Source organism: Pseudomonas sp. ZL2, from assembly GCF_054788455.1.
In genome coordinates this window covers 19816-45584 of record NZ_JBGOGX010000049.1, presented here as the reverse complement: position 1 = coordinate 45584, position 25769 = coordinate 19816, and the positions used below count along the sequence as shown (strand labels likewise).

Below are 25769 nucleotides of genomic sequence, written 5' to 3'. Positions count from 1 at the left end.
CAATTTGTCGTCTACTTTGAGAGCGACCCATGGACACCCTGCAAAACATGCGTGCTTTTAGTTGCGTCGCGCAAGTCGGCAGCTTCACTGCCGCGGCCGTGCAACTGGATACGACCACCGCCAACGTGTCGCGGGCGGTCTCCAATCTTGAAGCCCATCTGCAAACCCGCTTGCTCAACCGCACCACCCGGCGCATTGCCCTGACCGAAGCCGGCAAGCGCTACCTGATGCGCTGCGAACAGATCCTCACCTATGTCGAGGAAGCCGAAGCCGAGGCCAGCGATGCCCACGCCCGCCCCGCCGGGCAGCTGAAGGTGCATTCGATGACCGGGGTAGGCCAGCATTTCGTCATCGACGCCATCGCCCGCTACCGCGAAACCCACCCGGACGTAACCTTCGACCTGACCATGGCCAACCGCGTGCCGGACCTGCTCGACGAAGGCTATGACGTGTCCATCGTGCTGGCCAGCGAGCTGCCGGACTCGGGGTTTGTCTCTCAGCGCCTGGGCATCACCTACAGCATCGTCTGCGCCTCGCCCGAGTACGTGAAGCGCCACGGCATTGCCCACAAGCCCAGCGACCTGCTCAACCACGCCTGCCTGCGCATGGTCAGCCCGGTGATCCCGCTGGAGAAATGGCTGTTCGACGGCCCCGAAGGCCAGGAAGTGGTCAACATCACCCAGGCGCCGTTCCAGGTGAACTCCGCCGACGCGATGAAAACCGCGATCCGCAGTGGCATGGGCGTCGGCGTGTTGCCGATCTACTCGGCCATAGAGGGCCTGCGCGATGGCTCGCTGGTGCGGGTGATGCCCGAGTACCGCCTGCAGGAGCTCAACCTGTACGCGATCTACCCGTCGCGCCAGTACCTGGATGCCAAGATCAAGACCTGGGTCGAGTACCTGCGCAACTCGCTGCCGGAGATTCTCGCCGCCCATGAAGCGGACCTGAAAACCCACGAACTGCGCATTGCCACCTGAAATCTTGCTGCACAGCGGCGGTGGAGAATGATAGCGTGCTACCCATTCTCCACCGCCCGCAGAGATTTCGCCGATGAAAAAGACCGTCCTTGCCTTCAGCCGCATCACCCCGGCGATGGTCGAACGCCTGCAGCAAGACTTCAACGTGATCGTGCCGAACCCCAAGCTCGGCGACATCAGCGCCCAGTTCAACGAAGCCTTGCCCGAGGCGCATGGCCTGATCGGCGTCGGCCGCAAACTCGGCCAGGCACAGCTGGAAAACGCGAGCAACCTGGAAGTGGTCGCCAGCGTCTCGGTGGGTTATGACAACTATGACCTGGCCTACTTCAACCAGCGCGGCATCGCCCTGACCAACACCCCGGATGTGCTCACCGAAAGTACCGCGGACCTGGGCTTTGCCCTGCTCATGGGTGCGGCACGGCGGGTGGCCGAGCTGGATGCCTGGACCAAGGCCGGGCAATGGCAGGCCACCGTGGGCCCGGCGCAGTTTGGCAGCGACGTGCACGGCAAGACCCTGGGCATCGTCGGCCTCGGTAATATCGGCGCGGCCATCGCCCGGCGTGGGCGCTTCGGCTTCAACATGCCGGTCCTCTACAGCGGCAACAGCCGCAAGCCGGCCCTGGAACAGGAACTGGGCGCGCAATACCGCAGCCTCGATGAGCTGCTGGCTGAGGCTGATTTCGTCTGCCTGGTGGTGCCATTGGGGGCGCAGACCAAACACCTGATCAGCACCCGTGAACTGCAACTGATGAAGCCGAGTGCGTTTCTGATCAACGTGTCCCGTGGCCCGGTGGTCGATGAGGCGGCGCTGGTGCAAGCCTTGCAGGCCGGCACCCTTCGCGGTGCCGGGCTGGATGTGTACGAGAAAGAGCCGCTGAGCGAATCGCCGCTGTTCCAGCTGAAAAACGCCCTGACCTTGCCGCACGTAGGTTCAGCCACCGCTGAAACCCGTGAGGCCATGGCCAATCGCGCGATTGATAACCTGCGCAGCGCGTTGCTGGGTGAACGGCCGCGGGATCTGGTCAATCCGCAGGTGTGGAAGTAAGGCGTTACGTATAGCTAATCAACAACCCTTACCGTTACCAGTGGTGAGATCTGCGACGGCAGGCTGAGCACCATCAGATTGAAAAACAGCACACCTGTACCGCCCAGCGCGCTTTGCAGATAGCGCCTGGGCAGTACGAAGTCATGCCCGCGATAGTCTTCCCAGCGTTCGATTGCATAGGTTTCCCCGTAGTTTTCCGGCGCCCCTTCCGGTGGAAAGCCAATCCAGCCAAGCAGCAAGGTTGCCCCCTGAGAGCCCTGCAGGCCTGGCAAGGAATAACCACTGAGCGTCAGCCCCTCATCCCCCACGTGGGAAAGGCTGATGGTCCAGGCCGCGTCTTTGAGCGTGGGCGGCGCGACCACCGGTTTATCGGACTTGCCAATCATCACTTCCATGACCGTTGCTCCGAACGCTGCGAATGTGTTCTGCAAGCTACGCCGTTGGAACGCCATTGAAACCTGGCATTTTTACTAGGTAGCGCTAATCAGCTGCAACGGCTACATGGTTGTAACGAAACCTGAACCCGCAGACTCCATCAGTCTGTTTGAGCCTCAGGACAACAACAGCATGGAAACCTTATCGACTCACGGATTGATCCGCCTTGGCAAGATCCTGGTCACAGCGTTCATCGGGATCTTCAGTGCCTTGGTGGTATTCGGCAACCTCACCGACTACGCCAGCAACTTTCTCTTCGTCCAGCACACCTTGAGCATGGACACGACCTTCCCGGGCAATGCCCTGCTCTACCGATCGATCACCTGGCCACCCCTGCACCATCTGTTCTACTGGCTGATCATTGCCGCCCAGGCCCTCTGTACGATGTGCTTTGTGATCGGTGCCTGTCAGTTGTTCAAGCACCGATGTGCCGACGCCCGAGACTTTCACCAGGCCAAACGCTTCGCCGTTATGGGGTGCCTGCTGGGGCTGCTGATCTGGTACCTGCTCTTCCAGGTAGTGGGCGGTGAATGGTTTGCCATGTGGCAATCTACCCAGTGGAACGCCCTGGCCACTGCGGGGAGGATCGTCGATTTTCTGTTTGCCACGCTGATTTTCATCAGCCTCAAAATAGATGATTGAGGCCGGTTGCCAACAATGCTCCTGCTTGAGCCGGCCCCTGTGGGCTGGCTGTACCGGCCTCATCGCGGGGCAAGCCCGCTCCCACCGCTACCTCAAGGCCACGACCGGCTCGACCACCTTGGGCCGGGGCTTGCGAAACACCAGGACGTTGCCCAGCATCACCAGCACCAGGCCTGCCAACGCCGGCGCCGTCCATTGATAACCTTCGTAGAACGCCGAGACGTTCAACGCCACCAGCGGGAACAGCACCGTGCAGTAAGCGGCCCGCTCCGGCCCCATGCGTCCGACCAGGGTCAGGTAGGCAGTAAAGCCGATCACCGAGCCCGGGATCACCAGGTACAACAGCGAGCCGATGTAGCGCGTGTTCCACTCCATCGCAAACGGGATGCCATTGACCAGGCAATACAGCCCGAGCATGGTCGCGCCATAGAGCATGCCCCAGGCATTGGTGGTCAGCGGCCGCAGGCCAGCCTTTTGTTGCAGGCTGGAAAGCATGTTGCCGGCTGAGAAGCATAGGGTGCCCAGCAGGGCCAGGCCCAGACCGATGATGGTTTCGCGGCTGGCGGCATGCCCGGACAGTTCCGGCCAGAACAGCAGGCCCAGCCCGGCCAGGCCCAGTGCGCCGCCGGCCAGCACATTGGCAGCAACCCTCTGCCCAAAGAACACCCGCGCATTCAGCGCGTTCCACAAGGTGGCGGTGGAGAACACCACGGCGATCAGGCCACTGGGGATCCACTGGCTGGCGGTGAGAAAGCACATGAAGTTGACGCAGAACAGGCACAGCCCCTGGGCCAGGCAGATCAGGTGGCCGCGGCGGTTCACCGGTTGCAGGCGGCGGCTGAGCAGCAGGATGAAAAACAGCACCAGCGCCGCCAGGGCAAAGCGGTAGACGATCGACACCGGAATGGCAACCACCCCCAATTGCAGCTTCAGGGCAATCCAGGTAGTCCCCCAGATCAGCACAGTGAGCAGATATAACGACAGGTTCATGGCGGCACTCCTCGATTCCAGGCCACCAGTGTGCAACTGCACCCTCAGCCGGCACTTGCACATTCTTGCGCTTTTGCGCAGGCAGCAGCTGTCAGCCCCGGCCTGGCGGAGTACGATGGCCCACAGAGGTAAGGACCATGACGCCGTTGGACCAGCTGCAAGTCTTCAAAGCCATGCACGACTCACCCCATGCCCGCCTGGAACACAGCGCGCACCTGGGTGACGGCCTGGCTGCAGCCCTATGGAACAACCGCCACGACGCCCGCGACTACGAAGCCCCCAGCCATCACACCCTGTCGTGTTACATCGCCGACGGCACCGGCACCTTCCGCCGCGATCGTCCCGGCCACACCGGCGCGCCCGACAAGCTGTGCATCATGCCTGCAGGGTCGGCGTCGCACTGGGTGGTCAACGGCTCGATCCGCCTGGCGCACCTGTACATCAGCCAGGAACAGTTCGCCCTCGGCTGCGTCAGCCTGCTGGACCGCGAACCCCGTGAGCTGCAACTGCAGGAAGCGACCTTTCTCGACGACCCTGAGCAGGCCCGACGCTTTCGTCAGTTGATCGCCCTGGACTGGGACGAGCCCGCCGAGCGCCTGCTGACCAGCAGCCTGGCCCACGAGATTCTCGACCACGCCCTGCTCAGCCAGGTCGGCCTGCGCCAGGGCCTGCGCCTGAAGGGCGGGCTGGCCGCGCACCAGCGCCGGCAACTGAGCGAATATGTCGAAGGCCATCTGGATCAACCCCTGAGCCTTGGCGAGCTGGCGGCGCTGTGCAACCTCTCCGAGTACCACTTCGCACGGATGTTTCGCGAAAGCTTCGGCCTGCCGCCGCACCAGTACCTGCTGGCCCGGCGCCTGGCCAAGGCGCGTCAACTGCTGCGCTATAGCCAACTGCCGCTGGGCGAAGTAGCCCTGCTGTGCGGCTTTGCCAGCGCCAGCCATTTCAGCAACCGCTTCCGCCAGGCCCTGGGCGCGACGCCCGGTGCCTACCGAACCGCGCTCAAAAGCTGATACCCCCCGCCTCACAAGCCCTCACCAGGACGCCCGCTCCCTGGCGCTGCCCCGGCACGCCGGGCCGCCGTCTGCTCATTGAATTTATTCATAATCTCGATCAAAACAATCGAATTAGTGAATACGTCTGCGCACCTTAAGCTTCGCCTCCTTCATCTTCCTAAGCCGAAAACGTGCGCTGAACGGGGTGAAAGAACAGCGGAGCTTCGCTGTTTGGTTATTGGGGAATTAACAAGAATTCAGAGAAATTCGTGCCTAACAAAAACCATTTATTCATCAGGACAATTCCAGCGGCCTGCTTACGCGGCCCCTAAAACCAGGACAGCACCATGAGCGACGTACAGACTCCCAGCCACTTGCGACAGCGGCACTCCCTGCAGCGATCGAGCCTTTATCTTTCATTGCTGGCAGTGCTTTCGCCACTGGCTCAAGCGGACTCAGTCTCAGGGTTTGGCACCGACAACACCTACGGCGCCGGCGCCGTAGACCCCGAAATCACCAGCAACGCGGGAAACTCGGCCTACGGTTTCAATGCCGGTGCCAAGGTTACGGGCAAGCACAACACGACGGTCGGATCGAACGCCGGGGTCAATGTCGAAGGCTCATTCAACAGCGCTGTCGGGCGCAACGCGGGCAGTAACGTGGTTGGTGACAACAACACCTACGCCGGTAACGATTCCGGTAATGGCGTCAAGGGTCGGGGCAATACCGGATTCGGCATCAATGCCGGTCGCACCGTCAACGGAACGGGCAACAGCGGTTTAGGTGCAAACGCCGGGCAGAACATTACCGGCAACTTCAACTCCGGCGCCGGCAACAACGCAAGCAATCGGGTCAACGGTAGCTTCAACAGCGCCAACGGGGCATTTTCCGGCTGGAATGTGACCGGCGACACCAATACCGCGACAGGCGCACACGCCGGAAAACAGGTTAACGGCAGCTCCAACTTCGCCGCAGGTTTCTCCGCCGGCAACAACGTAAGTGGCGACAACAACATTGCCATCGGCAGAACCTCAGGCTCGAAGATCAGCGCCAACGACACGGTGGCCATCGGCACCGACGCCAGCGCCACGGCCTCCGACGCGGTTGCCCTGGGTAACCGCGCAAGCGCGATCAATCACAATGACGTGGCACTGGGTGCCGGCAGCCAGACCGCCGCCGCACAGCCGACAGCCGGCGCGGTGATCGACGGTAACGCCTACATCTATGCAGGCAGCAAGCCTGCCAGCGTGGTCAGTGTCGGCGCCCAAGATGCCGAACGCCAAATCAGCAACGTCGCGGCCGGACGCGTCACCGGCACCAGCACCGATGCGATTAACGGCAGTCAGCTGTTCGCTACCCATCAGGCGGTCAACCTGGTGGGCAGCCGCTTGAACAGTCTCGGCGGTGACATCGCCAATTACTTCGGCGCCGGTGCCGTGTACAACCCGTTCACCGGCAACATGTCTGCACCGAGCTACCTCATCCAGGGCTCCAACTACAACAATGTCGGCGACGCGTTCAAGGCAGTGAACACCACACTGACCAGCCTGGACACCCGGATCACCGATCTGCGCGATAAGAGCCCCGTGCAGTACAGCAACCCGCAAACGCCTACCCAGGCAAACCCCTATGCGCCCGGCTCGGGAGGCGCGGGTGGAAGCTCAAGCGCCGGTTCGGTCAACGGCATTACCCCCACTCAGGACGTCACCCTGGTCGGCAACGCCCCGGGCCAACCCGTGAGCCTGCACAACGTGCAGGATGGCGTGGTGGCGCGCGACAGCAAGGACGCGGTCAATGGCGGCCAACTGCACCAGACCCGACAGCACCTCCACAATCAGGGCAATAGCGTCGCCAACACCCTGGGTGCAGGCTCGCGCTATGACGCAAACACCGGCAAGGTCAGCAACCCGACCTACACCGTGTATGGCAACAACACCAGCAATGTAGGCGAAGCTATCGACAAGCTGCAGACCGGCGCGCCGGTTCAGTACTCGGATGCGCACGGCGTAGCGACACCTGATGTGCCCTCCAATGACGTCACCTTGTCCGGCAGAAACAGTGGCCCTGTCGCTGTGCACAACGTCGCGCCAGGCATCCAGGGCACCGATGCGGTCAACGTGAATCAACTGCACTCGGCAATCAGGGGCGGCACGCAAGGCCAGTTCGACCAGATCCGTTCGGACGTCAACAACCTGCGCAAGGATGCGATGGGCGCGGCTGCCGGTGCCATGGCCATGGCCAGCATGCCCCAGGCCTATCTGCCCGGCCGAAGCATGCTGGCTAGCGGCATGGCCACGACCGGTGGCGAGGCCTCGATGGCCGTGGGCCTGTCGACGCTGTCCGACAACGGCAAGTGGGTGTTCAAGGCCAATGGTTCGGCCGACACCCGCGGGCAGATGGGCGTTGGCGTCGGTGCGGGCTTCCACTGGTAAACGGCAAGGCAGTTGCCCGCTACAGGGCAACTGCCACGGGTCAATCAATCACTCTGATTCCAACGGATTTCGACATGAACAAACGTTCGATTTTGCCTGCTGCCCAATGGGCTGCCTTACTAGCAATCGGCGCCGTGCTGGCGGCTTGCGGTACATCCCGACTAAGCCAGATTACCGAGGACGGGCATCTGCAAGCCCATACCGAGCCGGTCTGGCCCTCCGTCGAGGACAACCACTGGCAGCCGGAAGGCAGCCTCCCTGACCTTGATAACCTTGGCCGCATGATGCCGGGACTGAGCAAGCCTCAGGTCTACGAGCTGTTGGGGCGCCCGCATTTCGCCGAGGGGCAAGTGGCCGTACGCGAATGGGACTATGTCCTCAGGCTGCCTAGCGGTAACGGCACTGAATATAGAACCTGCCAATACAAGATCCTGTTCGACCGGAACATGAAGACCCAGGATGTTTTCTGGTTGCCCGCGCAATGCGCCGAGCAACTCAAGCACGGGTAACCGGGTTACCCCCCTGGCCAGCGCCACAGCCGTGAACGAAGTTCGAGGTGTGGCGCAGCGGCTAGAACTCCAGGGTGCTGTACAGGCTGACCTGGCGCGCATCACCCACCGAGACAAAGTTGCGGTTCACCGCCGAGCTGTAATAGGTGCGGTCGAACAGGTTCTTCACGTTCAACTGCAAGCGCACCTTGTGCTCGTCCAGGCGGGTTTCGTAACTGGCGAAAGCATCGGCGACGGTGTAGCCCGGCAGCTCGAAATCATTCTCGGCGTTGCCCGCCCGCTCACCGACGTAGCGCGCACCGGCGCCCAGGCGCAGGCGGTCGCCACCGAACAGGCTGCCAGCGTCATACACCGCCGACAGCGAGCCGCTGTGGCGCGCCGCGTTCTGCAGGCGATTGCCTTCGAGCGTGGGGTCCTGGGTAACTTCGGCGTCGGTAAAGGCATAGTTGCCGATCAGGCTCCAGCGCTCGCTCAACTGGCCGGTCAGGTCCAGTTCGACGCCCCGCGAGCGTACCTCGCCGGCGTTGCTGTAGAGGGTGTCGCCGGTTGCCGAGTCGAAGTTGGCCACCAGCACGTTGCGCTTACGAATGTCGAACAGCGCCAGGGTGCCGGTCAGCGCCCCCGGCATGTCGAGCTTGGCCCCCAGTTCCCAGGATTTGCCTTCTTCCGGTTCGATACCCGAGTCCAGCACCAGGCCGCCGGTCAAGGGAGCGATACTGGAGTTGGGCTTGAACGATTCGGTGTAGCTGCCATAGAACGACAGCTGCTCGTCAACCTTGTACACCAGGCCCACCCGCGGCACCCAGGCCTGGCCGTTGTTGTTGGTGTTGGCCTTGAACGGCCGCCCGCGCCCGGCGATTTGGTCGTACATCTGGTAGCGCGCACCGGCGACCAGAATCCAGTGCTCGTCGAGGTGGATCGAATCCTGGAAGAACAGCGAGTCGCTGCGCAGCTTGTCGGTCTGCGCGCTGTCGCTGTCACGCACGCTGGTGCCCTCGACTTCGCGGCCATACACCGGGTTCAGGTAACTGAAGGTACTCAGGCTGCTCTGGCGGATCAGGTCGGCGCGGTAGACTTTGCGGTACTCGTTATCCAGGCCGAACAGCAGGTCATGCTGCATCCCCGCCAGTTGCACCTTGCCCTCAAGACTGACGGTGGCAAAACGGTCGCTGCTGAGCGCGCCGTGGGTACCGTCCATGCTCCGGGTCAGGGTGCCGCGGGCAGCGTTGACGGCGGTCACCCGCACCTGGCTGGCGTCGTAGGTTTCGCGGTTGTAGCTGAAACCGAAGTGAGCTTTCCAGTCGTCCGCAAGCTGATGGTCGACTTCCAGGCGGTAGAGGTCCGAGCGCCCCTCCATGTCATTGAACGGCTCGTCCAGGCGCCGCGTGCTGGGGATATCCAGCGGGTGGTTGGTGCGCGGATCGATGGCCGTGCCACGGTCGAACGGATAGAGAAACTCGCGGTGCTCGTAGGCCAGCAGCACCTGGGTGTCTTCGCCGAACCAGGCCAGCGACGGCGCCACCAGCGATTCGCGGTGGGTACCGAAGTTGCGCCAGTAGTCTTCGTCTTCATGGTCGAGCACCAGGCGGTAGGCGAAGTTGCTCTCGCCCAGCGCGCCGGTGCTGTCCAGGCCGCCGCCGCTGCCGTTCTTGCCGCTGCCATAGGTGGAGCCACGCAGGTTCAGGGCGTTGTAGCGCTGCAGCTGTGGCCGCTTGCTGACCACATTGATCACCCCGCCCGGGTCCTGGATGCCATACAGCAACGAGGCCGGGCCCTTGAGCACTTCGACCCGTTCGGTGGTGGCGTTAAGGCTGCGCCCCTGCACGATCGGCATGCCGTCGCGCATGATCGAACCGTCGCGGTTGTCGCCGAAGCCGCGTTTCATCACCGTGTCCTGGGTGCCGCCGAAGTTGTTGCCCTGGGTCACGCCGCTGACATTGGCCAGGGCGTCGTCGAGGTTGCGCGGGGCCTGGTCCTTGAGCACCTGGGCCGGCACCACGTTGATGGCCTGGGGCGTCTCCATGATCGAAGCCTGGCTGCGCATCACCGAGCTGTTTGGCGGCGGCTGGTAGCTGTAGTCGGCATCGGCTTGCGAGTTCACCGTGGTCGCGTCGAGCTTGAGCGCAGCGCTGGTATCCAGCGGTTCGAGGGTCAGGGTGCGAGCGTCGACGCGGCGAAAGACCAAACCGGAACTGCCCAGCAGTTGCTGCAAAGCCTGCTCGGCAGTCAGGCTGCCATTCAGGGCCGGGGCGTTGAGCATCGGCAGGTCGGTGGTGTAGATCACGCTTTGCCCGGTCAGCCGGCTGAAGTCGTTGAGCGCCTGCACCAGTGGCTTGCTCGCCTGGGCAAACACGTAGACCTGCTGCGCGGCAACGGCCCCCAGGGGTAACGCGCTACCCGCAGCCAGAGCCGAAACACTGAGCCAGATTGAAAAGCTACGCGCTGCCAAGGGTGTGAACTTCATGACCGGTGACCTGTGAAGGAGTGACGTTTATGCGAATGAATCGCACTTTCACTCACTACACGGTTGTCGCGCGAACTTACCTCATCACTTTTCTGAAAATATTTTTCAGCGGATCAGGGTGACCCGTTCCAGCAGGGTACTGCGCTTGAAGCCCAGCACCGCGCCGAGCGAATCCAGCGCCGCCAGCGGCTGGCTGGCCGGGAAGCTGCCGCTGACCTTGCGTTTGCCCAGTTCGCTGTCGAGCAGCATGATGCGCCCCGGGTAGTAGCGAGCCAGGTCGTCGATCACCGTGCTCAGCGGCACCTGATAATAATTGAGCCAGCCTTGGCGCCAGGCCAGGCGCGACTCGCTGTCCACCGCTTCGACCGCGCTGGCGGTGCCGTCGCGATAGCCCACCTGCTGGCCGCCGCTCAGTTGTTGCTGCACGCGCCCCGGCGCGGCCGTCACCGCCACCCGGCCATCGAGCACGGTGACCCGCGCGCCGCCATTGTGCTTGCGCACCTCGAAGCGCGTGCCGAGCACACGGGTTTGGCCTTTTGCCGCCTCGACCACGAACGGCGCGCCGGTGTGGGTGACATGAAAGAACGCCGCGCCGCGGCGGATCGTCACTTGGCGCTCACCGTCGCGAAAATCCACTGACACCGCACTGCCGGCATCCAACGTCATGTGCGAGTTGTCCGCCAGCACCACCTCTTCGACCTGCCCCGCCGCCGTGACGTAATCCGCCTGCAGATCATCCAGCCAGTACCCTGGATGCCAGCCCGCAGCAGTCCCCAGCGCCAGCACCAGGCAAGCGGCTGCAGCGAAGGTGGCAATGCGGCGCCAGGTGCGTCCCGGCGCAGGTTGCTGCATGGCGCGCAAATAACCTTGCAGGGCCTGGTCATCCTCGCTCGCCAAAAGGCTCGCCGGCCCCTCACTCAGGCGCCACACTGCCTGGGCCTGGGCATAGGCGCGGCCATGGGCCGGGTTGGCCAGCAACCAGCGCTTGAACTCGGCGCGCTCGGCCAGTTGCGGTTGCTCGTTGATCCGGCTCAGCCAGTTCAGGGCGGCTTGTTCGTGCTCGGCGGTGATTTCACTCATGGTGCTTTCCCTGGCATGCGCGTACTGGCTGGCGGCAGCGCAACACTCGCCTTGCACGCCTCCAGGGCACGCATCATATGTTTTTCCACCGCGCTCTGAGACAGGTCCATGGCCTTGGCGATCTCGGCGTACTTGCGCCCATGGATACGGTTGAGCAGAAAGATCTGCCGGGTACGCTCGGGTAGTTGGCGCAATGCCGCTTCGATGCGCTGCAGATCGCTGTTCGCCTCCAGTGCCAATTGCGGTTCGCTGACATGATCGTCGGCCACTTCCCGCTGCAAGCTGTCGTTGACCCGCTCGCGGGCACCTTCGCTGCGCAGGTGATCGATGGCGATGTTGCCGGCGCAACGCAGCAAGTAGGTATCGAGCGCCTCGACCTTGACCTGCGGGCGCCGCCAGAAGCGCAGGAACAGCTCCTGGACCAGGTCCGAGGCCGTGGCCCGGCAGCCGATGCGCCGGTTGACCAGGGCTTCCATCTGCGCCCGCTGGGCGAGGAACACCTGCACAAAACGCGCGCGCCCGCTCGCCGCGTCGGTGTCGTTGGCACCGTCGGTGGGCAGATCGAGCGGCTCGTTGACCAACTTACAGCGAAGCCACGGCCGTCAACGGCGCCAGCACCACGCTGGCCGCCGCCAGGCACAGCAGCAGCCGCGGCTGGTAGGGCAAGAGGAACACCCAGAGGGTAACGCCGGCCATCAGCACCGCGAACAGCTCGACCAGGCCCATGGCCCAGCCGCTGTGACGCACGGCCAGCAGCAACGCCAGGGCCAGCAGCACCCAGCCCGCCACCCGCAACGCCTTGAGCCGGGTACTGCTGGGCTTGTGCCCAAGCAGGTCCTTGTAGTGCTTCTCCATCGCCAGGCACAGGGCGGCGAAGCCGGCAAAACCAAACAGGGCAATGGCCAGCATCAGTTCACCTCGCTTTCGATCAGCTTGCCGGGCGCGGCCTTTGGCGCACGCTTGGCCGCCACTACCGGCGCCCGCCACATCTTGCTGGCAGCCCATGCCAGGAACAGGCCGCTGGCCAAGGCGGTCAGGTCGAAACCGGCCATGGCCCAGTCGCCGACGGCGAGCGAGTGGTTCAGGCCCTGGCCGGTGGTCAGGCCGTTGAGTAGTGGCAAGCCCGCCCACATCAGCGCACCGAATCCCAGTTGCTCGGCCCAGGCACGGCGGCCGCGGCGCAGCATGGCGTGTACCAGCGACAAGGCCCAGAGCAGGAAGAAGCAGTTGGTCTCCCAGTCGGCTCGGCCTTCAAGGCCGAACGGCAACAAGCGGTTGGCCCAGAAGAACGCCGCCACGCCCAGCAGCAGGCCGCTCATGCTGGCAATGTTGAGCACCTCGACGAGGCGGGTGCCGCTCTTGGCATGCTTGAGCTGGCGCTTGCCCAGCCACATGACCAGGCCAGTGCCGATCACCGCCGTGCCGGCCAGGCCGAAGAAGAAGTACAGCCAGCGCAGCCAGGGGCCGGCGAAAATGCCCATGTGCAGGCCGTACATGCCGCCGGAAATCAGCACCGGCGTGGCCTCGATCTGGCTGCCGCCCTCAAGCGTGCCATTGACCCCGTCGAACAGCCAGCCACCGCCGCGCTGGTGAGCGATGCGGTCACCGGCATGGCGGGCGAACCGGACCCGGGCGTTCTGGTCACCGGGGTTCTGTACCTCGACCCAGGCCAGGTTGGCCCCGGGCGCCTGCTCCTGGACCTTGGCGTACAACTGCGGCAACGGCAGCAACGGCGCCGCAGTACCGGCAGCCTGTACCTGGCTCTGGCCGCCGAACAGGTCGTTGAAAAAGCCACGGGTGTTGTCGCCATAGCTGGCGATGATGCTGGCCGGCATGACCATGGCCATGAAGATCACCAGGCTGCTGTAGCTGATCATCAGGTGGAACGGCAGCACCAGCACGCCAATGGCGTTATGCCCGTCGAGCCAGGAACGCTGGCCCTTGCCCGGACGGAAAGTGAAGAACTCCTTGAAGATCTTCTTGTGGGTGATGATCCCGGTCACCAGGCCCAGGAGCATGATGAACGCGGCAAAGGTCGACAGCCAGCGGCCCCAGGGGTGAGGCATCTCCAGCTGGAAGTGGAAGCGGTAGAAAAAATTGCCGCCACGGGTCTCGCGCGCCTGCAATTCGGCGCCGGTGGCAGGGTCGAGGGTTTTGGAAGTAAAGTCGCGGCGCCCGCCACCGGCCTTCGGCCAGCTCACGCTCAGCGCCGGTTCGCGGGCATTGGGCAACTCGATGAACCAGCTGCCTGCGGTCGGCGCATGCTCTTGCAGGTAGCGTTGGGCGAGGTCCAGGCTGGCCGCCGGGTCCAGCGCCCGGTTGGGCACTTCCGGCTGGGTCCAGTGGCTGATTTCTTCCTTGAAATAGGACATGGTCCCGGTCAGGAAAATCGCAAACAGCAACCAGCCGAAAATCAGCCCGGTCCAGGTATGCAGCCAGGCCATGGCCTGGCGAAAGCCCTCTTTCATGGGTTTTTCATCCAGTAGGCCAGGCCGCTGATCATCGCCAGCACCAGGCTCGGCACCAGTACCCCCAGCCAGGCCTGCCAGGCGCTACGACAGGCGAAGCACCAGAGAAAGGCCACCAGGTAGAACAGGAACGACAGCATCATGCCGCTGATCACCGCCTCGGCGCGCGGCACCGGCAACAGCAGGGTGATGCAGACGCTGGCCATGGCCGCCAGCAGGTAGCCACCGAACACGGCAGCCAGGCTGCGGGAGGTCACGGCCAGGCGATAGCTGATGGGTAGCCCGGCGGCTTTGCTTTTCATGGCATCCGTCCATTACGAGAAGCGCACAATAATAATGATTTATATTCTCATAAGCAAAGCCGCGGGCCAGACGGATCAGAACGACAGGTCGACGCCCATGGTGTAGCGGCGGCCGTCCAGTACGGTCTGGTAGTTGTCGTAGTCCACTTCCTTGTTGAAGACGTTGTACACACCCGCCAGCAGCTTGACGTTCTTGGTCACCCGATAGGTGCCGCCGAAGTCGACGAAGGTGTACGACGGCGTGCCGTCGGACATGGTGCTCCGGCCCAGGTAGTCCGAGGTTTTGCCGCGGTAGTTCAGGCGCGCCCAGGTACCCAGCTGATCGGTGGCCTGCCAGTCGAGGGTGGCGTTGAACATGTGCCGCGGCATCTGGTTCAGGGCCTTGCCTTTCTGCGGGCCGCTCTTCTGCTCGGAGGCGGTGAAGGTGTAGTTGGTGGCCAGCGAGACGGTCTGGGTGATGTCCCAGTCCAGGGTCGCTTCAATGCCACGCATCTGCGCTTCATCGACGTTGACCCGGTCACTGATGAACTTGTACGAGGTACCGCCGATCTGGCACTGGCCCGAGGCATTGCCGGTGCTGTCGGTGCAGCGGCGGGTCTCGGTGATCTTGTCCTTGAAGTCGGTGTTGAACAGGGTCAGGCCGGTGGAGAAACCTTCGAGGTTGTCCCAGATGAAGCCGATTTCCTGGCTCAGGCTCTTCTCCGGCTTGAGGCTGGAGTTACCGACGATGATTGCCGGGTCGCCACCGCCACCGGTGATCTGGCCCCAGTCATCCACGGCGGCGCGGATGTCCGGCGAGCGATAACCACTGGATACGCCACCCTTGATGGTCCACTGCTCGGTCGGGTGATAGACCCCGTACAGGCGTGGCGACCAGTGGGTGCCGTAGTTCTCGTCGCGGTCCATGCGCAGGCCGCCGGTCAGGGCGAAGGCTTCGGTCAGGCGCCATTCGTCTTCGGCAAACAGTGCCCACGACCAGCGGGTCAGCTGGTTGACGCTGGCCGCCGAAGCCAGTTGGTTGCCCTCGTCGCTGAGGTCTTCGTATTTGTACTGGCCACCGAAAGTGGTGATGTGCGAATCGCTGAAGAACGATACCTGCGAATTGAGCACGGTGTTTTCCAGTTCCATGCGCCGGCCGGGGTTCTCGATCTTCTCGCGCTGCAGGTAGCTTTCGCTGGTGAGGCTGTCCCAGCGCCCGGAATGGGTGATGGAGAAATTGGTGCGGTCGTAGTCGTTGCGACTGTCGGATCGGCTCGCCGAACGGCCTTTGTGCGAGTTGCGCTCCTGCTCGGACTTGCCCGCTTCCAGGGTGATGTCGTTGTGTTCATCCGGGGTGAACGACAGCTTGGCCGTGGCGCTGTCGGTGCTCTGCTCGTTGAAGCCGTTGACGATATGGTCTTCGTCGCGGCGCGAACGCTGGCCGTACAGCTGCAGGCCGACCAGGTTGTCGACCAGCGGCCCGGAGATGAAGGCATTGGTGCTGTTGTAGTTGCCCGAGTCGGAGCGGTCCTGGAAGGTCGCTTCGGTGCGGATGCCGCCGTACCACTGCGGGGTAACCTTGCGGGTGATGATGTTGATCACCCCGCCCATGGCGTCGGAGCCGTACAGCGACGACATCGGCCCGCGCACCACTTCGATACGTTCGATAGCTTCCAGCGGTGGCATCCAGCCCTGCTCGATACCGGCGCCGTCACTGTTCGGGCGAGTGGCACGCGAGTCCTGGCGTTTGCCGTCGACCAGCATCAGGGTGTACTTGGAGGCCATGCCGCGAATGCTGATGTCGCTGGAGCTGGCGCCACCGGTGACCACCACGCCCGGCACATCGCGCAGGGCATCGGTGACGTCACGGTAGGATTTGTTCTCGATCTGCTCGCGGGTAATGACCGAAATCGACGCCGGCGCATCCTTGATCTGCTGGGAGAAACCCGACGCGGTCACCACCATGTTGTCCAGCTCCAGCGGTTGGGTCTGGGCAGTGGCGTTCGCGGTGTACAGCGAGCAGAGGGTGAGCGCGAGGCAGGATTTGCTGAAAGTCGGGGACACGAGGACCTCTCCCTGAGAAATGTAAAGGTTGCGTAAATTCATCAAGGGAGCGAATGCTAGTTATTCTCAAATGAGAGTAAAGCGTATTTACGTTTTTTACATTTTCCCGATCCTCTGCTATGCCCGTCAGTCAGCCGCCGATTGCCGAGTAGTGGCACTTTTCACTACAATGCGAACAATTCTTATTCTGTTGCGCATCCCGGCGCCGGAGTGTTCACGGTGCCCAGCGCTCCCTCTTCCTCGCTCGAAGGCCTCTACCTCGACCATCACAACTGGCTGACCGGCTGGTTGCGCCGGCGTCTCGGCTGCCCCGACAGCGCCGCGGACCTGGCCCAGGACACCTTCATGCGCCTGCTCCAGGCCCGCCAAACGCCGCTGCTCAACGAGCCGCGGGCGTTCCTCACCACCGTGGCCAAACGTGTGCTGTGCAACCACTACCGCCGCCAGGACCTGGAACGCGCCTACCTCCAGGCACTGGCGCAGCTGCCGGAAGAACTGGCGCCATCGGAAGAACACCGGGCAATTATTTTCGAGACCCTGCTTGAGCTCGACCGCCTGCTCGACGGCCTGCCCTTGCCGGTCAAGCGCGCCTTCCTGATGGCTCAGGTCGATGGCCTGAGCTACAGCGCGATCGGTGTGCAACTGGGCATCTCCCTGGCCACGGTCAAGCGCTACCTGAACAAGGCGGCCATGCGCTGTTACTTTGCCCTGTGAACGGCCATCAGGAATTTTCCCCGCAGGTGGCCGAACAGGCCGTGCACTGGCTGATCGAGATGCAGGGCGGTGCTTTCGATGCGCGTCAGCAGCAGGCCATGCAGCAGTGGTTGCAGGCCGACGACAATCACCAGCGCGCCTGGGAACACATTCAGCGGGTCAACCAGCGCTTGCGTGGTTTGTCGTCGCCGCTGGCCCACGCCGCCTTGCAGGCGCCGCGTTCGACCAGCCGCCGACGGGCGCTGAAAACCCTGCTGATCCTCGGCGTCGGCAGCGCCAGTGGCCTGGTTTTGCAGCAGCACAACCCACTGCCGACGCTACTCGCCGATTACCGCAGCCCGGTCGGCGAGCGGCGCCGCCTGGCCCTGGACGACGGCAGCCAGTTGCAGCTCAACACCCGCAGCGCCGCCGATGTCCGTTTTGATTCCCGCCAGCGCCTGGTGCGCCTGCTTGAAGGTGAACTGCAACTGACTGTGGCCCGTGATACGCGACCACTGCAATTGCTCGGCGAACATGGCCTGCTGAACCTGAGCAGCGGTCGCTACAACCTGCGTCAGTTCGCCCAGTACAGCCAGTTGACGGTGTTTGAAGGCAGCGCCAGCCTGGCTGGCAATCTCTTGCCCAGCGGCCAGCAAGCGCGTTTCAACGGCCCGCAATGGCAGGCCAGCCAGGCGCTGGACAGCAACGTCGGGGCCTGGGTCGACGGCATGCTGGTGGCCGCGCACATGCCCCTGGGCGCGTTTCTCGACGAGCTGGGCCGCTACCGTCGCGGGCAGCTCAACTGCGCGCCAGAAGTGGCCAATTTGCTGATTTCCGGCAGTTATCCACTGGCTGACAGCGAGCGCATTCTGGACATGCTCGAGGTGGCGCTGCCGGTGCGCGTCAGGCGCTTTACCCGCTACTGGATGACGGTCGAAGCGCGTGCCTGAAACTTTTTTCAACTGACCTGAGCCGTTTTCAATTCTCGCGTGACAGAGAAGGCAGAACCCTTTGCTTTGACCTTCTCAAGGACCTCCTGCATGCCCCTTCGACCGAGTCCACTTGCCCAGGCCCTGCGCGCCCTGCTGCTGGGCGCCAGCCTGAGCGTTGCCGCTGTTGGCGCACACGCCGCCCAAGCCCCTGCGCGCACTTACCAGATCGCGCCGACCAGCCTGGAAAACGCCCTGAACCAGTTCGGCCGCGAAAGCGGTGTGCTGATCTCGTTCGGCTCGCAGGTCACCCGCGGTGTGCAGAGCCCCGGCCTGCAAGGCCAGTACAGCCCGCAGCAGGGTCTGGATGCACTGCTGCAAGGCAGCGGCCTGCAAGCCCGCGCCGAAGGTGACAACGCCTTCAGCCTGCAACCGCTTGCCGCCGCCAGTGCGCCGGTCGAGCTCGGTGCCTCCACCGTGATCGGTGACTGGCTGGGTGCGGCGCAGCAGGACAACGTCTTCGAACATGCCGGTGCCCGCGACGTGATCCGCCGCGAAGAATTCGAACGCAGCGGCGCCACCACTGCGCGCGAAGTGCTCAACCGCATCCCCGGCGTCAACGCCCCGGAGAACAACGGCACCGGCAGCCACGACATGGCGCTGAACTTCGGCATTCGCGGGCTCAACCCGCGCCTGGCCTCGCGCTCGACGGTGCTGATGGACGGCATCCCGGTGCCTTTCGCCCCCTACGGCCAGCCGCAGCTGTCGTTCGCCCCGATCAGCATGGGCAACATGGACGCGGTGGACGTGGTGCGCGGCGGCGGAGCGGTACGCTATGGCCCGCAGAACGTCGGCGGCATCGTCAACTTCGTGACCCGGGCGATCCCCGACGAGCCGACGGTCAAGGCCGGTTTCCAGACCCAGACCAGCCCGTCATCCAGCCATGACGGTTTCAAGACCAACGCCAACCTGCTCGCCGGTGGCACCAACGCCAACGGCCTGGGCGGCGCCCTGCTCTACTCCGGCAGCCGTGGCGGCGACTGGCGCGAGCACAGCGACACGCAGATCGACGACCTGATCCTCAAGGGCAAGTACCAGCTCGATGAGGCCAACAGCCTGCACGCCATGGCCCAGTACTACGAAGGCGAAGCACAGATGCCCGGCGGCCTGAACGTTGCCGACTACGATGCCGACCCGTACCAGTCGACCCGCCTGCAAGACAAATTCTGGGGGCGGCGGACGATGTTCAACTTCGGCTACGACTACAAGGAAGACGCCCGCCAGTTCAGCGTCAACAGCTTCTTCACCAAGACCCTGCGCAGCGGCTACCTGGACCAGGGCAGCTTCGTCTCGCTGTCGCCACGCGAGTACTGGGTACGCGGCATCGAAACGCGCTTCTCCCAGGGCTTTGCCCTCGGTGAGAGCTGGCACGAAGTCGGCGTCGGCTACCGCTACATCAACGAAGCCGGCCATGAACTGCGCTACCGCGAACCGATCGCCGCCAACCAGCTGCCGACCACCGCCAGCCGCAACGACCGCGACACCCGTGGCAGCACCGAAGCCCACGCGATTTTCCTCGATGACCGCATCGACATCGGCCAGTGGACCATCACCCCGGGTATCCGCTACGAAATGATCGACTCCGACCAGTCCAACAAGCTCAACGGCCAGCGCTACCAGGGCGACTACAACACCGCCCTGCCGGCGCTCAACGTCATGTACCACCTGACTGACAGCTGGAACCTGTACGCCAACACCGAAGGCTCGTTCGGCAGCGTGCAGTACAGCCAGATGCCCAACCGGGTCAGCAGCGGTGAAGTAAAACCGGAAAAAGCCCGCACCTGGGAACTGGGTACCCGCTACGACAACGGCAACCTGCAGGCCGAAATCGGCGCGTTTCTGATCAACTTCGACAACCAGTACGAAAGCAACCAGACCAACGATTCGGTGATCGCCCGCGGCGAAACCCGCCACCAGGGCATCGAGACCAGCGTCAAGTACGCCCTCGAAGGCCTCAACCCGGCGCTGGCAGGTTTTGACGTGTACGCCACCTATGCCTTTGTTGACGCTAAAATCCGCGAAGACGGGTCTAACAAGGGTAATCGTGTGCCCTTCTCGTCACGCCACAAAGGCACCCTGGGCGTCGGCTACAGCGAAGGCCAATGGAAGCTCAACCTCGACAGCACCTACCAGAGCGACCAGTTCGCCGACAACGCCAACACCTCGGCCGAAAGCGCCGACGGCAGCACCGGACGCATCCCCGGCTACATGCTGTTCAGCAGCCGCGCGGCCTACGATTTCGGCCCGCAACTGGCGAACCTCAACGTCGCCGTGGGGGTGAAGAACATCTTCAATCACCAGTACTACACCCGCTCGTTCGACGACAACAACAAGGGCAAGTACGTGGGTGAACCCCGTACGGTATACCTGCAGACCTCCGTCGCGTTCTGATCCAGCGCATGCAAAAGCCCGGCCTGTGCCGGGCTTTTTGCTACAAGATATTTTTATTTCAAAAGGGCTTGAATTGTTCGGCCAAGTGCCTGACCTTGTAGTCAAGAGGCGATGGTTCTCACAGGCCGCAAAGGCCCCATCGATTCTCTTGCGAGCTAGCTGAATAAGGGATTGAACTATGCAAATCCAAGTCAATAGCGACAACCATATTCAAGGCAACATCCGGCTGGAAGAGTGGGTCCGCAGCACGGTAGAAAGCACGCTCGAACGATTTGACGAAGACCTCACCCGCATCGAGGTCCACCTGCGCGACGAGAACGGCGACAAGCCTGGTCCGCACGACAAACGCTGCCAGATGGAGGCACGCCCAAAAGGCCATCAACCGATTTCCGTAAGCCATAAATCCGCATCCCTCGACCAGGCTGTCGAAGGCGCCGCAATCAAACTGAACCACGCCCTGGAGCACTTCTACGGCAAACTGCGCAGCAAACGCGCGGTGGCCCAGCAAAGCATCGACGGCGCCCAGAATGACGGGCTGTTGCAGGAAGAGTTTCTGGAGAACGAGCAAGCTCGCATCAACTGAACAAGCAGCAACGCAGACGGTAAAAAGGCGAGCCCAGGGGGCTCGCTTTTTTTTCCGAAGTAGGAGCGGGCTTGCCCCGCGATGAGGCCAGTACAGTCAGCTGATCAGGCGTTGCCTGGACTGCGACCGCTACGCGCTCGATCGCGGGGCAAGGCCCGCTCCCACAGGGTCCAGTGCCTGTTACTTCGCTTCCTCGATCTCCTTGCCACTAGCATCGATAGCCTTGGTCGACGGGTAGCGGTACGAGGCGTAGCGCACCACCAGGATCGAGAACGCCAGCAGCAGGATGCCGCCGCACACGTACAGCAAACCGGCGTCCGGCGCCTTGTGGTGCGACACGTCGCCAATCAGCAGGCGGGTCAGAGCGGTGATCGCCACATACAGCAGGAAGCGGATCGGCATGTGGTTGGTCTTGAAGTAGATCCCCACCATGGCGCCGAGTTCGAGGTAGATGAACAGCAGCAGGATGTCGTCGACGCTGACGCCCTTGCCGAGCATCTCGATAAAGGTGACCACGGCCGCGTAGGCGGTGATGCCACCGATGCCGAACAGGGCCAGGTAGTGGAACGCTTCGACGCACAGGTTGCCCAGCGAATCGGCCGAGCCATGCAGGCTCTTGCGCAGTTTGTCAGCCCAATTGATGCTCACGATACGGTTTCCTTGATACGGCTGGAAGGATGATGCGGCAAGCGCATGACGCTTTGTCTGCATGCAGTAAAAAGGCCAGGCCCCCTGCTTGAGAAGGCGACCGATTGCCGCAAGGCACAGCCATCGCTGGCTGTGCCCCTATCCTTTCAGTTCGCGGTTACCGAAACGTGTTTACTCCAGCGCAGACGCCGGGCCGAAGAACTCGTAGCGGCTTTGCTGCTCTGGCACGCCCAGGCCCTTGAGGTGGCGCTTGATGCTGGCCATAAAGGCTTTCGGGCCAAGGAAGTAGGCGTCCACATCACGCTCTTGCGGCAACCACTGGCCGAGTTGATCGGCGCTGAGCAGACCCACTGCATCCGCCGGCTGGCTGACACCGTCGTCTTCGGCATAGCAGTAGAAGCGCTTGACCTGCGGGTGGCGCGCCGCCAGTTCATCGACCCAACCACGGAAGGCATGCACCGCGCCGTTGCGCGCGCAGTGGATGAAGTGCACCAAACGACCGCTTTCCAGCGCTGCTTCGAGCATCGGCAGGGTCGGGGTGATGCCGACGCCGCCGCTGATCAGCACCAGAGGCTTGGCGCTGGCACTCAGGGTGAACTCGCCCGATGGCGGGAACAGGTTGATAGTGTCGCCTACCGCCAACTGCTCGTGCAGGTAGTTGGAAACCTTGCCGCCCGCTTCGCGCTTGACGCTGATGCGGTACTGGCCGGCATTGCTCAGGGCCGACAGCGAGTAGTTGCGGCGCTGTTCCTGACCGTCGATGAACAGTTGCAGGCCGATGTACTGGCCGGGCTCGGCCTGCAGGATCGCACCACCATCAACCGGGGCGAAGTAGAAGGAGACGATCTCGCTGCTCTCCTCGACCCGCTCGACCAGCTTGAATGCTCGCGCACCGCGCCAGCCGCCAGGGGCCGCGGCTTTTTGCGCATAAACATCGCCTTCAGCGCCGATGAGGATATCGGCCAGTTGCTGATAGGCCGCGCCCCAGGCTGCGATCACTTCGGGGGTGGCAATCTCTTTGCCGAGTACTTCTTCGATGGCGCGCAGCAGGCAGCTACCGACGATCGGGTAATGTTCCGGAAGGATCTGCAAGGCCACATGCTTGTTGATGATCTGGCCGACCAGGCCGCCCAGCTGTTCGAGCTGGTCGATGTGCCGGGCGTACATCAGCACGCCGTTGGCCAGGGCCCGTGGCTGGTCGCCGCTGGCCTGGTGCGCCTGGTTGAACAGCGGACGCACTTCGGGGTACTCGCTGAGCATCAGTTTGTAGAAATGGGTGGTCAGCGCTTCACCGCCGCTTTCCAGCAGAGGTACGGTGGCTTTGACGATTGCACGATCCTGGGCATTGAGCATGGATGACTCCTGAGCCTGTGGCTTCTTGATGAATGCCTTGGTTATTACAGCTTTCGTGCCAACTTTTTAATCCTTATAAATCAATGACTTAAAAATTAAAGAGTCATAAGGACAACACTTGCGATATAGTCATTTTGACCCACAGGAGTCTTTATGACCGCAAAATCCCTGCTCACCGCCTTGCTGCCGCTGGTCAGCGACCTGTCCCGCGAACTGCCCGAGCGCGAACGCTACCGGCGCCTGCTCGAAGCCATGCGCAGCCTGCTGCCGTGCGATGCCGCCGCGCTGCTGCGCCTGGACGGCGAATGGCTGGTGCCGCTGGCGGTGGACGGCTTGAGCACCGACACCCTCGGGCGGCGCTTCAAGGTCGATGAGCATCCACGCTTTGCAGCGATCCTCAGCCGCAACGAGCCGACCCGCTTTGCCAGCGACAGCGAGCTGCCCGACCCCTACGACGGCCTGGTCGAAGGTCTGCACCAGCACCTGGAGGTGCACGACTGCATGGGCTGCCCGTTGTTCGTCGATGAACAGCCCTGGGGCCTGATCACCCTCGATGCGCTGGACCCGGAGCAGTTCCAGCAGGTCGAGCTGGATGCCCTGCAAGCCTTTGCCAGCCTGGCGGCGGCCACGGTCAACGTCGCCGAGCGCATCGAGCACCTGGCCTTGCGCGCCGAAGATGAACACGCGCGTGCCGAGGTCTATCGCCAGGCCAGCGGTCAGCAACACAAGGAACTGATCGGCCAGAGCAAGACGCACAAACGCCTGCTGGAGGAAATCCGCCTGGTCGGCAGCAGCGACCTGACGGTGTTGATTACCGGCGAAACCGGGGTTGGCAAGGAGTTGGTAGCCCAGGCCATCCACCAGGCCTCGAGCCGCGCCAACCAGCCGATGATCAGCCTCAACTGCGCCGCACTGCCCGACACCCTGGTCGAGAGCGAGCTGTTCGGCCATGTGCGCGGCGCCTTTACCGGTGCAGTGGGCGAGCGCCGCGGCAAGTTCGAGCTGGCCAATGGCGGCACGTTGTTTCTCGATGAAGTCGGCGAGTTGTCGCTGACCGTACAGGCCAAGCTGTTGCGCGTGCTGCAGAGTGGCCAGCTGCAGCGCCTGGGCTCGGACCAGGAGCACCGCGTCGATGTGCGCCTGATCGCCGCCACCAATCGCGACCTGGCCGAAGAAGTGCGCGCCGGGCGCTACCGCGCCGACTTCTACCATCGCCTGAGCGTGTACCCGCTGCTGGTGCCGCCGCTGCGTGAGCGCGGGCGCGATGTGCTGCTGCTCAGCGGCTACTTTCTCGAGCAGAACCGTTCGCGCATGGGCCTGGGCAGCCTGCGCCTGAGCCCCGAAGCCCAGGCCGAGCTGATTGCCTACAGCTGGCCGGGTAACGTACGCGAGCTCGAACACCTGATTGGCCGCTCAGCGCTCAAGGCCCTGGGGCAGCATGCGCAGCGACCGAAAATCCTCACCCTGGATGCCGCCGATCTGGACCTGCGCCCGGTCGAGTCGCTCCCCACACAAACCGAAACAACTCAGTTGAGCGATGCGCCACTGCCCGGCGGCGACCTGCGCCAGGCCCTGGATGACTACCAGCGCCAGCTGATCCAGGCTTGCCTGGAGCGTCACCAGCACAACTGGGCCAGCACCGCCCGCGAGCTGGGCCTGGACCGGGCCAATCTCAGTCGCCTGGCGCGGCGCTTGGGTCTACGCTGATTTCACCGACTGATTAAAGCCACGGGCTGCCGGGTCGATAACCTGGCATCTCCCCCTATTACTCTGCCCTGAAGGTGCCTATGGCGTCGCAAAATGCCCGCGCGGATTCGCTGTCGCTGCTGCTGTTCACCCTGCGCAGCGGCAAGCTGATGGCGATCAACCTGCTCAAGGTCAGTGAAATCATCCCCTGCCCGCCGCTGACCAAGCTGCCGGAGTCGCACCCCCACGTCAAAGGCGTGGCTACCCTGCGGGGCAACTCGCTGTCGGTCATCGACCTGTCCCGGGCCATCGGTGAACGGCCGCTGGAAGACCCGGACGGCGGCTGCCTGATCGTCACCGACATCAGCCGCTCCAAGCAGGGCCTGCATGTGCAGGCGGTGAGCAAGATCGTCCACTGCCTGAGCACCGACATCAAGCCTCCACCCTATGGCTCGGGCAGCAAGTCGTTCATCACCGGCGTGACCCGGGTCGACAACACCCTGGTGCAGGTGCTGGATATCGAAAAGGTCATCCACGGCATCGCCCCGCCGCCCCACGAGGTGGTCACCTCCGAGCTCAGTGCCGAAGACGCCGCGGTGCTGGCCGCCACCAACATCCTGGTGGTCGACGACAGCCAGGTGGCGCTGCAGCAATCGGTGCATACCCTGCGCAGCCTCGGCATCGAATGCCACACCGCGCGCAGTGCCAAGGATGCGATCAATACCCTGCTGGAGTTGCAAGGCACCGAGCGCGAGATCAACGTGGTGGTGTCGGACATCGAGATGTCGGAGATGGACGGCTACGCCTTCACCCGCACCCTGCGCGAAACCCCGGATTTCCAGCACCTCTACGTGCTGCTGCATACCTCGCTGGACAGTGCCATGAACAGCGATAAAGCCAAGGACGCCGGGGCCAATGCGGTGTTGACCAAGTTCTCCTCGCCGGACCTGACCGACTGCCTGATCGTCGCCGCCCGCACCGTGGCCTTCGAAGAGCGCTGATACATACCCGGGAAGCCTTGCGCTTGAATGTGCCTGAAGCTCA

At 63.2% G+C, this 25769-nt stretch carries 23 protein-coding genes; 12 read left to right on the top strand and 11 right to left on the bottom strand.

The features are described 5' to 3' along the window. Positions 1–29 precede the first annotated feature (29 nt). Both ABM562_RS22665 and ABM562_RS22660 read left to right on the top strand, forming a co-directional pair. A complete protein-coding gene (locus tag ABM562_RS22665; RefSeq protein WP_045197201.1) occupies positions 30–977 on the top strand; it encodes a LysR family transcriptional regulator in 948 nt (315 codons plus the stop codon). Positions 978–1050: 73 nt separating this feature from the next. Further along, the gene (locus tag ABM562_RS22660) at positions 1051–2022 is read left to right on the top strand and encodes a 2-hydroxyacid dehydrogenase (protein ID WP_115085372.1); all 972 of its coding nucleotides are present in this window, start codon (positions 1051–1053) and stop codon (positions 2020–2022) included. 14 nt (positions 2023–2036) lie between these two features. On the opposite strand, the gene ABM562_RS22655 is transcribed toward ABM562_RS22660, so the two are convergent. Then, a complete protein-coding gene (locus ABM562_RS22655; RefSeq protein ID WP_460423393.1) occupies positions 2037–2417 on the bottom strand; it encodes a hypothetical protein in 381 nt (126 codons plus the stop codon). 172 nt (positions 2418–2589) lie between these two features. On the opposite strand from ABM562_RS22655, the gene ABM562_RS22650 reads away from it, so the two are divergent. Continuing rightward, entirely contained in the window at positions 2590–3099 is a 510-nt protein-coding gene (locus ABM562_RS22650) for a DUF2165 family protein (protein ID WP_460423391.1), read from the top strand. Between the two features lie 87 nt (positions 3100–3186). On the opposite strand, the gene ABM562_RS22645 is transcribed toward ABM562_RS22650, so the two are convergent. Then, positions 3187–4089: a DMT family transporter gene (locus ABM562_RS22645; RefSeq protein WP_460423390.1), complete on the bottom strand. Its 903-nt coding sequence runs from the start codon at positions 4087–4089 to the stop codon at positions 3187–3189. Positions 4090–4226: 137 nt separating this feature from the next. Between ABM562_RS22645 and ABM562_RS22640 the strand changes: the two genes are divergently transcribed. The 3 genes from ABM562_RS22640 (at position 4227) to ABM562_RS22630 (ending at position 8025) form a co-directional block, all read left to right on the top strand. After that, positions 4227–5102, top strand: coding sequence for an AraC family transcriptional regulator (locus ABM562_RS22640; RefSeq protein WP_134061398.1), 876 nt, complete (start codon positions 4227–4229; stop codon positions 5100–5102). Between the two features lie 329 nt (positions 5103–5431). Next, the gene (locus ABM562_RS22635) at positions 5432–7516 is read left to right on the top strand and encodes a YadA family autotransporter adhesin (protein ID WP_460423388.1); all 2085 of its coding nucleotides are present in this window, start codon (positions 5432–5434) and stop codon (positions 7514–7516) included. 74 nt (positions 7517–7590) lie between these two features. Further along, positions 7591–8025: an outer membrane protein assembly factor BamE gene (locus tag ABM562_RS22630; RefSeq protein WP_460423386.1), complete on the top strand. Its 435-nt coding sequence runs from the start codon at positions 7591–7593 to the stop codon at positions 8023–8025. 61 nt (positions 8026–8086) lie between these two features. Here ABM562_RS22630 and ABM562_RS22625 read toward each other — a convergent pair whose 3' ends face one another. The 7 genes from ABM562_RS22625 to ABM562_RS22595 form a co-directional block, all read right to left on the bottom strand. Continuing rightward, complete coding sequence (locus ABM562_RS22625) at positions 8087–10489, bottom strand: TonB-dependent siderophore receptor (RefSeq protein ID WP_460423384.1); 2403 nt, start codon at positions 10487–10489, stop codon at positions 8087–8089. A gap of 105 nt (positions 10490–10594) precedes the next feature. Next, positions 10595–11569 (bottom strand): FecR family protein, encoded by a 975-nt coding sequence (locus ABM562_RS22620; protein ID WP_115085365.1) that lies wholly within the window; start codon positions 11567–11569, stop codon positions 10595–10597. After that, a complete protein-coding gene (locus ABM562_RS22615; RefSeq protein ID WP_115085692.1) occupies positions 11566–12129 on the bottom strand; it encodes an RNA polymerase sigma factor in 564 nt (187 codons plus the stop codon). The genes ABM562_RS22620 and ABM562_RS22615 overlap by 4 nt, the downstream gene beginning before the upstream one ends. A 22-nt stretch (positions 12130–12151) precedes the next feature. Then, entirely contained in the window at positions 12152–12478 is a 327-nt protein-coding gene (locus ABM562_RS22610; protein ID WP_115085364.1) for a DUF3325 domain-containing protein, read from the bottom strand. Further along, positions 12478–14037 (bottom strand): PepSY-associated TM helix domain-containing protein, encoded by a 1560-nt coding sequence (locus tag ABM562_RS22605; RefSeq protein ID WP_460423382.1) that lies wholly within the window; start codon positions 14035–14037, stop codon positions 12478–12480. The genes ABM562_RS22610 and ABM562_RS22605 overlap by 1 nt, the downstream gene beginning before the upstream one ends. Further along, a complete protein-coding gene (locus ABM562_RS22600) occupies positions 14034–14339 on the bottom strand; it encodes a DUF3649 domain-containing protein (RefSeq protein WP_045197184.1) in 306 nt (101 codons plus the stop codon). The genes ABM562_RS22605 and ABM562_RS22600 overlap by 4 nt, the downstream gene beginning before the upstream one ends. 75 nt (positions 14340–14414) lie before the next feature. Then, complete coding sequence (locus ABM562_RS22595) at positions 14415–16382, bottom strand: ligand-gated channel protein (protein ID WP_233674200.1); 1968 nt, start codon at positions 16380–16382, stop codon at positions 14415–14417. Positions 16383–16601: 219 nt separating this feature from the next. On the opposite strand from ABM562_RS22595, the gene ABM562_RS22590 reads away from it, so the two are divergent. The 4 genes from ABM562_RS22590 (at position 16602) to ABM562_RS22575 (ending at position 21038) form a co-directional block, all read left to right on the top strand. After that, a complete protein-coding gene (locus ABM562_RS22590; protein ID WP_233674199.1) occupies positions 16602–17096 on the top strand; it encodes a sigma-70 family RNA polymerase sigma factor in 495 nt (164 codons plus the stop codon). Then, positions 17093–18025 (top strand): FecR domain-containing protein, encoded by a 933-nt coding sequence (locus ABM562_RS22585; RefSeq protein ID WP_460423379.1) that lies wholly within the window; start codon positions 17093–17095, stop codon positions 18023–18025. The genes ABM562_RS22590 and ABM562_RS22585 overlap by 4 nt, the downstream gene beginning before the upstream one ends. A gap of 90 nt (positions 18026–18115) precedes the next feature. Further along, on the top strand, positions 18116–20455 hold the full coding sequence (gene fecA / locus ABM562_RS22580) for a TonB-dependent Fe(3+) dicitrate receptor FecA (protein ID WP_460423377.1): 2340 nt from the start codon (positions 18116–18118) through the stop codon (positions 20453–20455). 178 nt (positions 20456–20633) lie between these two features. Next, positions 20634–21038 (top strand): HPF/RaiA family ribosome-associated protein, encoded by a 405-nt coding sequence (locus tag ABM562_RS22575; RefSeq protein WP_115085358.1) that lies wholly within the window; start codon positions 20634–20636, stop codon positions 21036–21038. 180 nt (positions 21039–21218) lie between these two features. On the opposite strand, the gene ABM562_RS22570 is transcribed toward ABM562_RS22575, so the two are convergent. Both ABM562_RS22570 and hmpA read right to left on the bottom strand, forming a co-directional pair. Next, the gene (locus ABM562_RS22570; RefSeq protein ID WP_093379589.1) at positions 21219–21686 is read right to left on the bottom strand and encodes a phosphate-starvation-inducible protein PsiE; all 468 of its coding nucleotides are present in this window, start codon (positions 21684–21686) and stop codon (positions 21219–21221) included. A gap of 171 nt (positions 21687–21857) precedes the next feature. Then, positions 21858–23039, bottom strand: a complete 1182-nt coding sequence (gene hmpA / locus ABM562_RS22565; protein WP_134061388.1) for an NO-inducible flavohemoprotein — start codon at positions 23037–23039, stop codon at positions 21858–21860. Positions 23040–23192: 153 nt separating this feature from the next. Here hmpA and norR point away from each other — a divergent pair, with 153 nt between their 5' ends. Continuing rightward, positions 23193–24746, top strand: coding sequence for a nitric oxide reductase transcriptional regulator NorR (gene norR / locus ABM562_RS22560; RefSeq protein ID WP_134061387.1), 1554 nt, complete (start codon positions 23193–23195; stop codon positions 24744–24746). Between the two features lie 80 nt (positions 24747–24826). Continuing rightward, entirely contained in the window at positions 24827–25726 is a 900-nt protein-coding gene (locus tag ABM562_RS22555; RefSeq protein WP_115085351.1) for a chemotaxis protein, read from the top strand. The last annotated feature ends 43 nt before the right edge of the window (positions 25727–25769 follow it).

What these genes read in the sequence shown, in the direction of transcription:
- ABM562_RS22665 (WP_045197201.1), top strand. Translation starts at nt 30, where the DNA reads ATGGACACCCTGCAAAACATGCGTGCTTTTAGTTGCGTCGCGCAAGTC.
- ABM562_RS22660 (WP_115085372.1), top strand. Translation starts at nt 1,051, where the DNA reads ATGAAAAAGACCGTCCTTGCCTTCAGCCGCATCACCCCGGCGATGGTC.
- ABM562_RS22655 (WP_460423393.1), bottom strand. Translation starts at nt 2,417, where the DNA reads ATGGAAGTGATGATTGGCAAGTCCGATAAACCGGTGGTCGCGCCGCCC.
- ABM562_RS22650 (WP_460423391.1), top strand. Translation starts at nt 2,590, where the DNA reads ATGGAAACCTTATCGACTCACGGATTGATCCGCCTTGGCAAGATCCTG.
- ABM562_RS22645 (WP_460423390.1), bottom strand. Translation starts at nt 4,089, where the DNA reads ATGAACCTGTCGTTATATCTGCTCACTGTGCTGATCTGGGGGACTACC.
- ABM562_RS22640 (WP_134061398.1), top strand. Translation starts at nt 4,227, where the DNA reads ATGACGCCGTTGGACCAGCTGCAAGTCTTCAAAGCCATGCACGACTCA.
- ABM562_RS22635 (WP_460423388.1), top strand. Translation starts at nt 5,432, where the DNA reads ATGAGCGACGTACAGACTCCCAGCCACTTGCGACAGCGGCACTCCCTG.
- ABM562_RS22630 (WP_460423386.1), top strand. Translation starts at nt 7,591, where the DNA reads ATGAACAAACGTTCGATTTTGCCTGCTGCCCAATGGGCTGCCTTACTA.
- ABM562_RS22625 (WP_460423384.1), bottom strand. Translation starts at nt 10,489, where the DNA reads ATGAAGTTCACACCCTTGGCAGCGCGTAGCTTTTCAATCTGGCTCAGT.
- ABM562_RS22620 (WP_115085365.1), bottom strand. Translation starts at nt 11,569, where the DNA reads ATGAGTGAAATCACCGCCGAGCACGAACAAGCCGCCCTGAACTGGCTG.
- ABM562_RS22610 (WP_115085364.1), bottom strand. Translation starts at nt 12,478, where the DNA reads ATGCTGGCCATTGCCCTGTTTGGTTTTGCCGGCTTCGCCGCCCTGTGC.
- ABM562_RS22605 (WP_460423382.1), bottom strand. Translation starts at nt 14,037, where the DNA reads ATGAAAGAGGGCTTTCGCCAGGCCATGGCCTGGCTGCATACCTGGACC.
- ABM562_RS22600 (WP_045197184.1), bottom strand. Translation starts at nt 14,339, where the DNA reads ATGAAAAGCAAAGCCGCCGGGCTACCCATCAGCTATCGCCTGGCCGTG.
- fecA (WP_460423377.1), top strand. Translation starts at nt 18,116, where the DNA reads ATGCCCCTTCGACCGAGTCCACTTGCCCAGGCCCTGCGCGCCCTGCTG.
- ABM562_RS22575 (WP_115085358.1), top strand. Translation starts at nt 20,634, where the DNA reads ATGCAAATCCAAGTCAATAGCGACAACCATATTCAAGGCAACATCCGG.
- hmpA (WP_134061388.1), bottom strand. Translation starts at nt 23,039, where the DNA reads ATGCTCAATGCCCAGGATCGTGCAATCGTCAAAGCCACCGTACCTCTG.
- norR (WP_134061387.1), top strand. Translation starts at nt 23,193, where the DNA reads ATGACCGCAAAATCCCTGCTCACCGCCTTGCTGCCGCTGGTCAGCGAC.
- ABM562_RS22555 (WP_115085351.1), top strand. Translation starts at nt 24,827, where the DNA reads ATGGCGTCGCAAAATGCCCGCGCGGATTCGCTGTCGCTGCTGCTGTTC.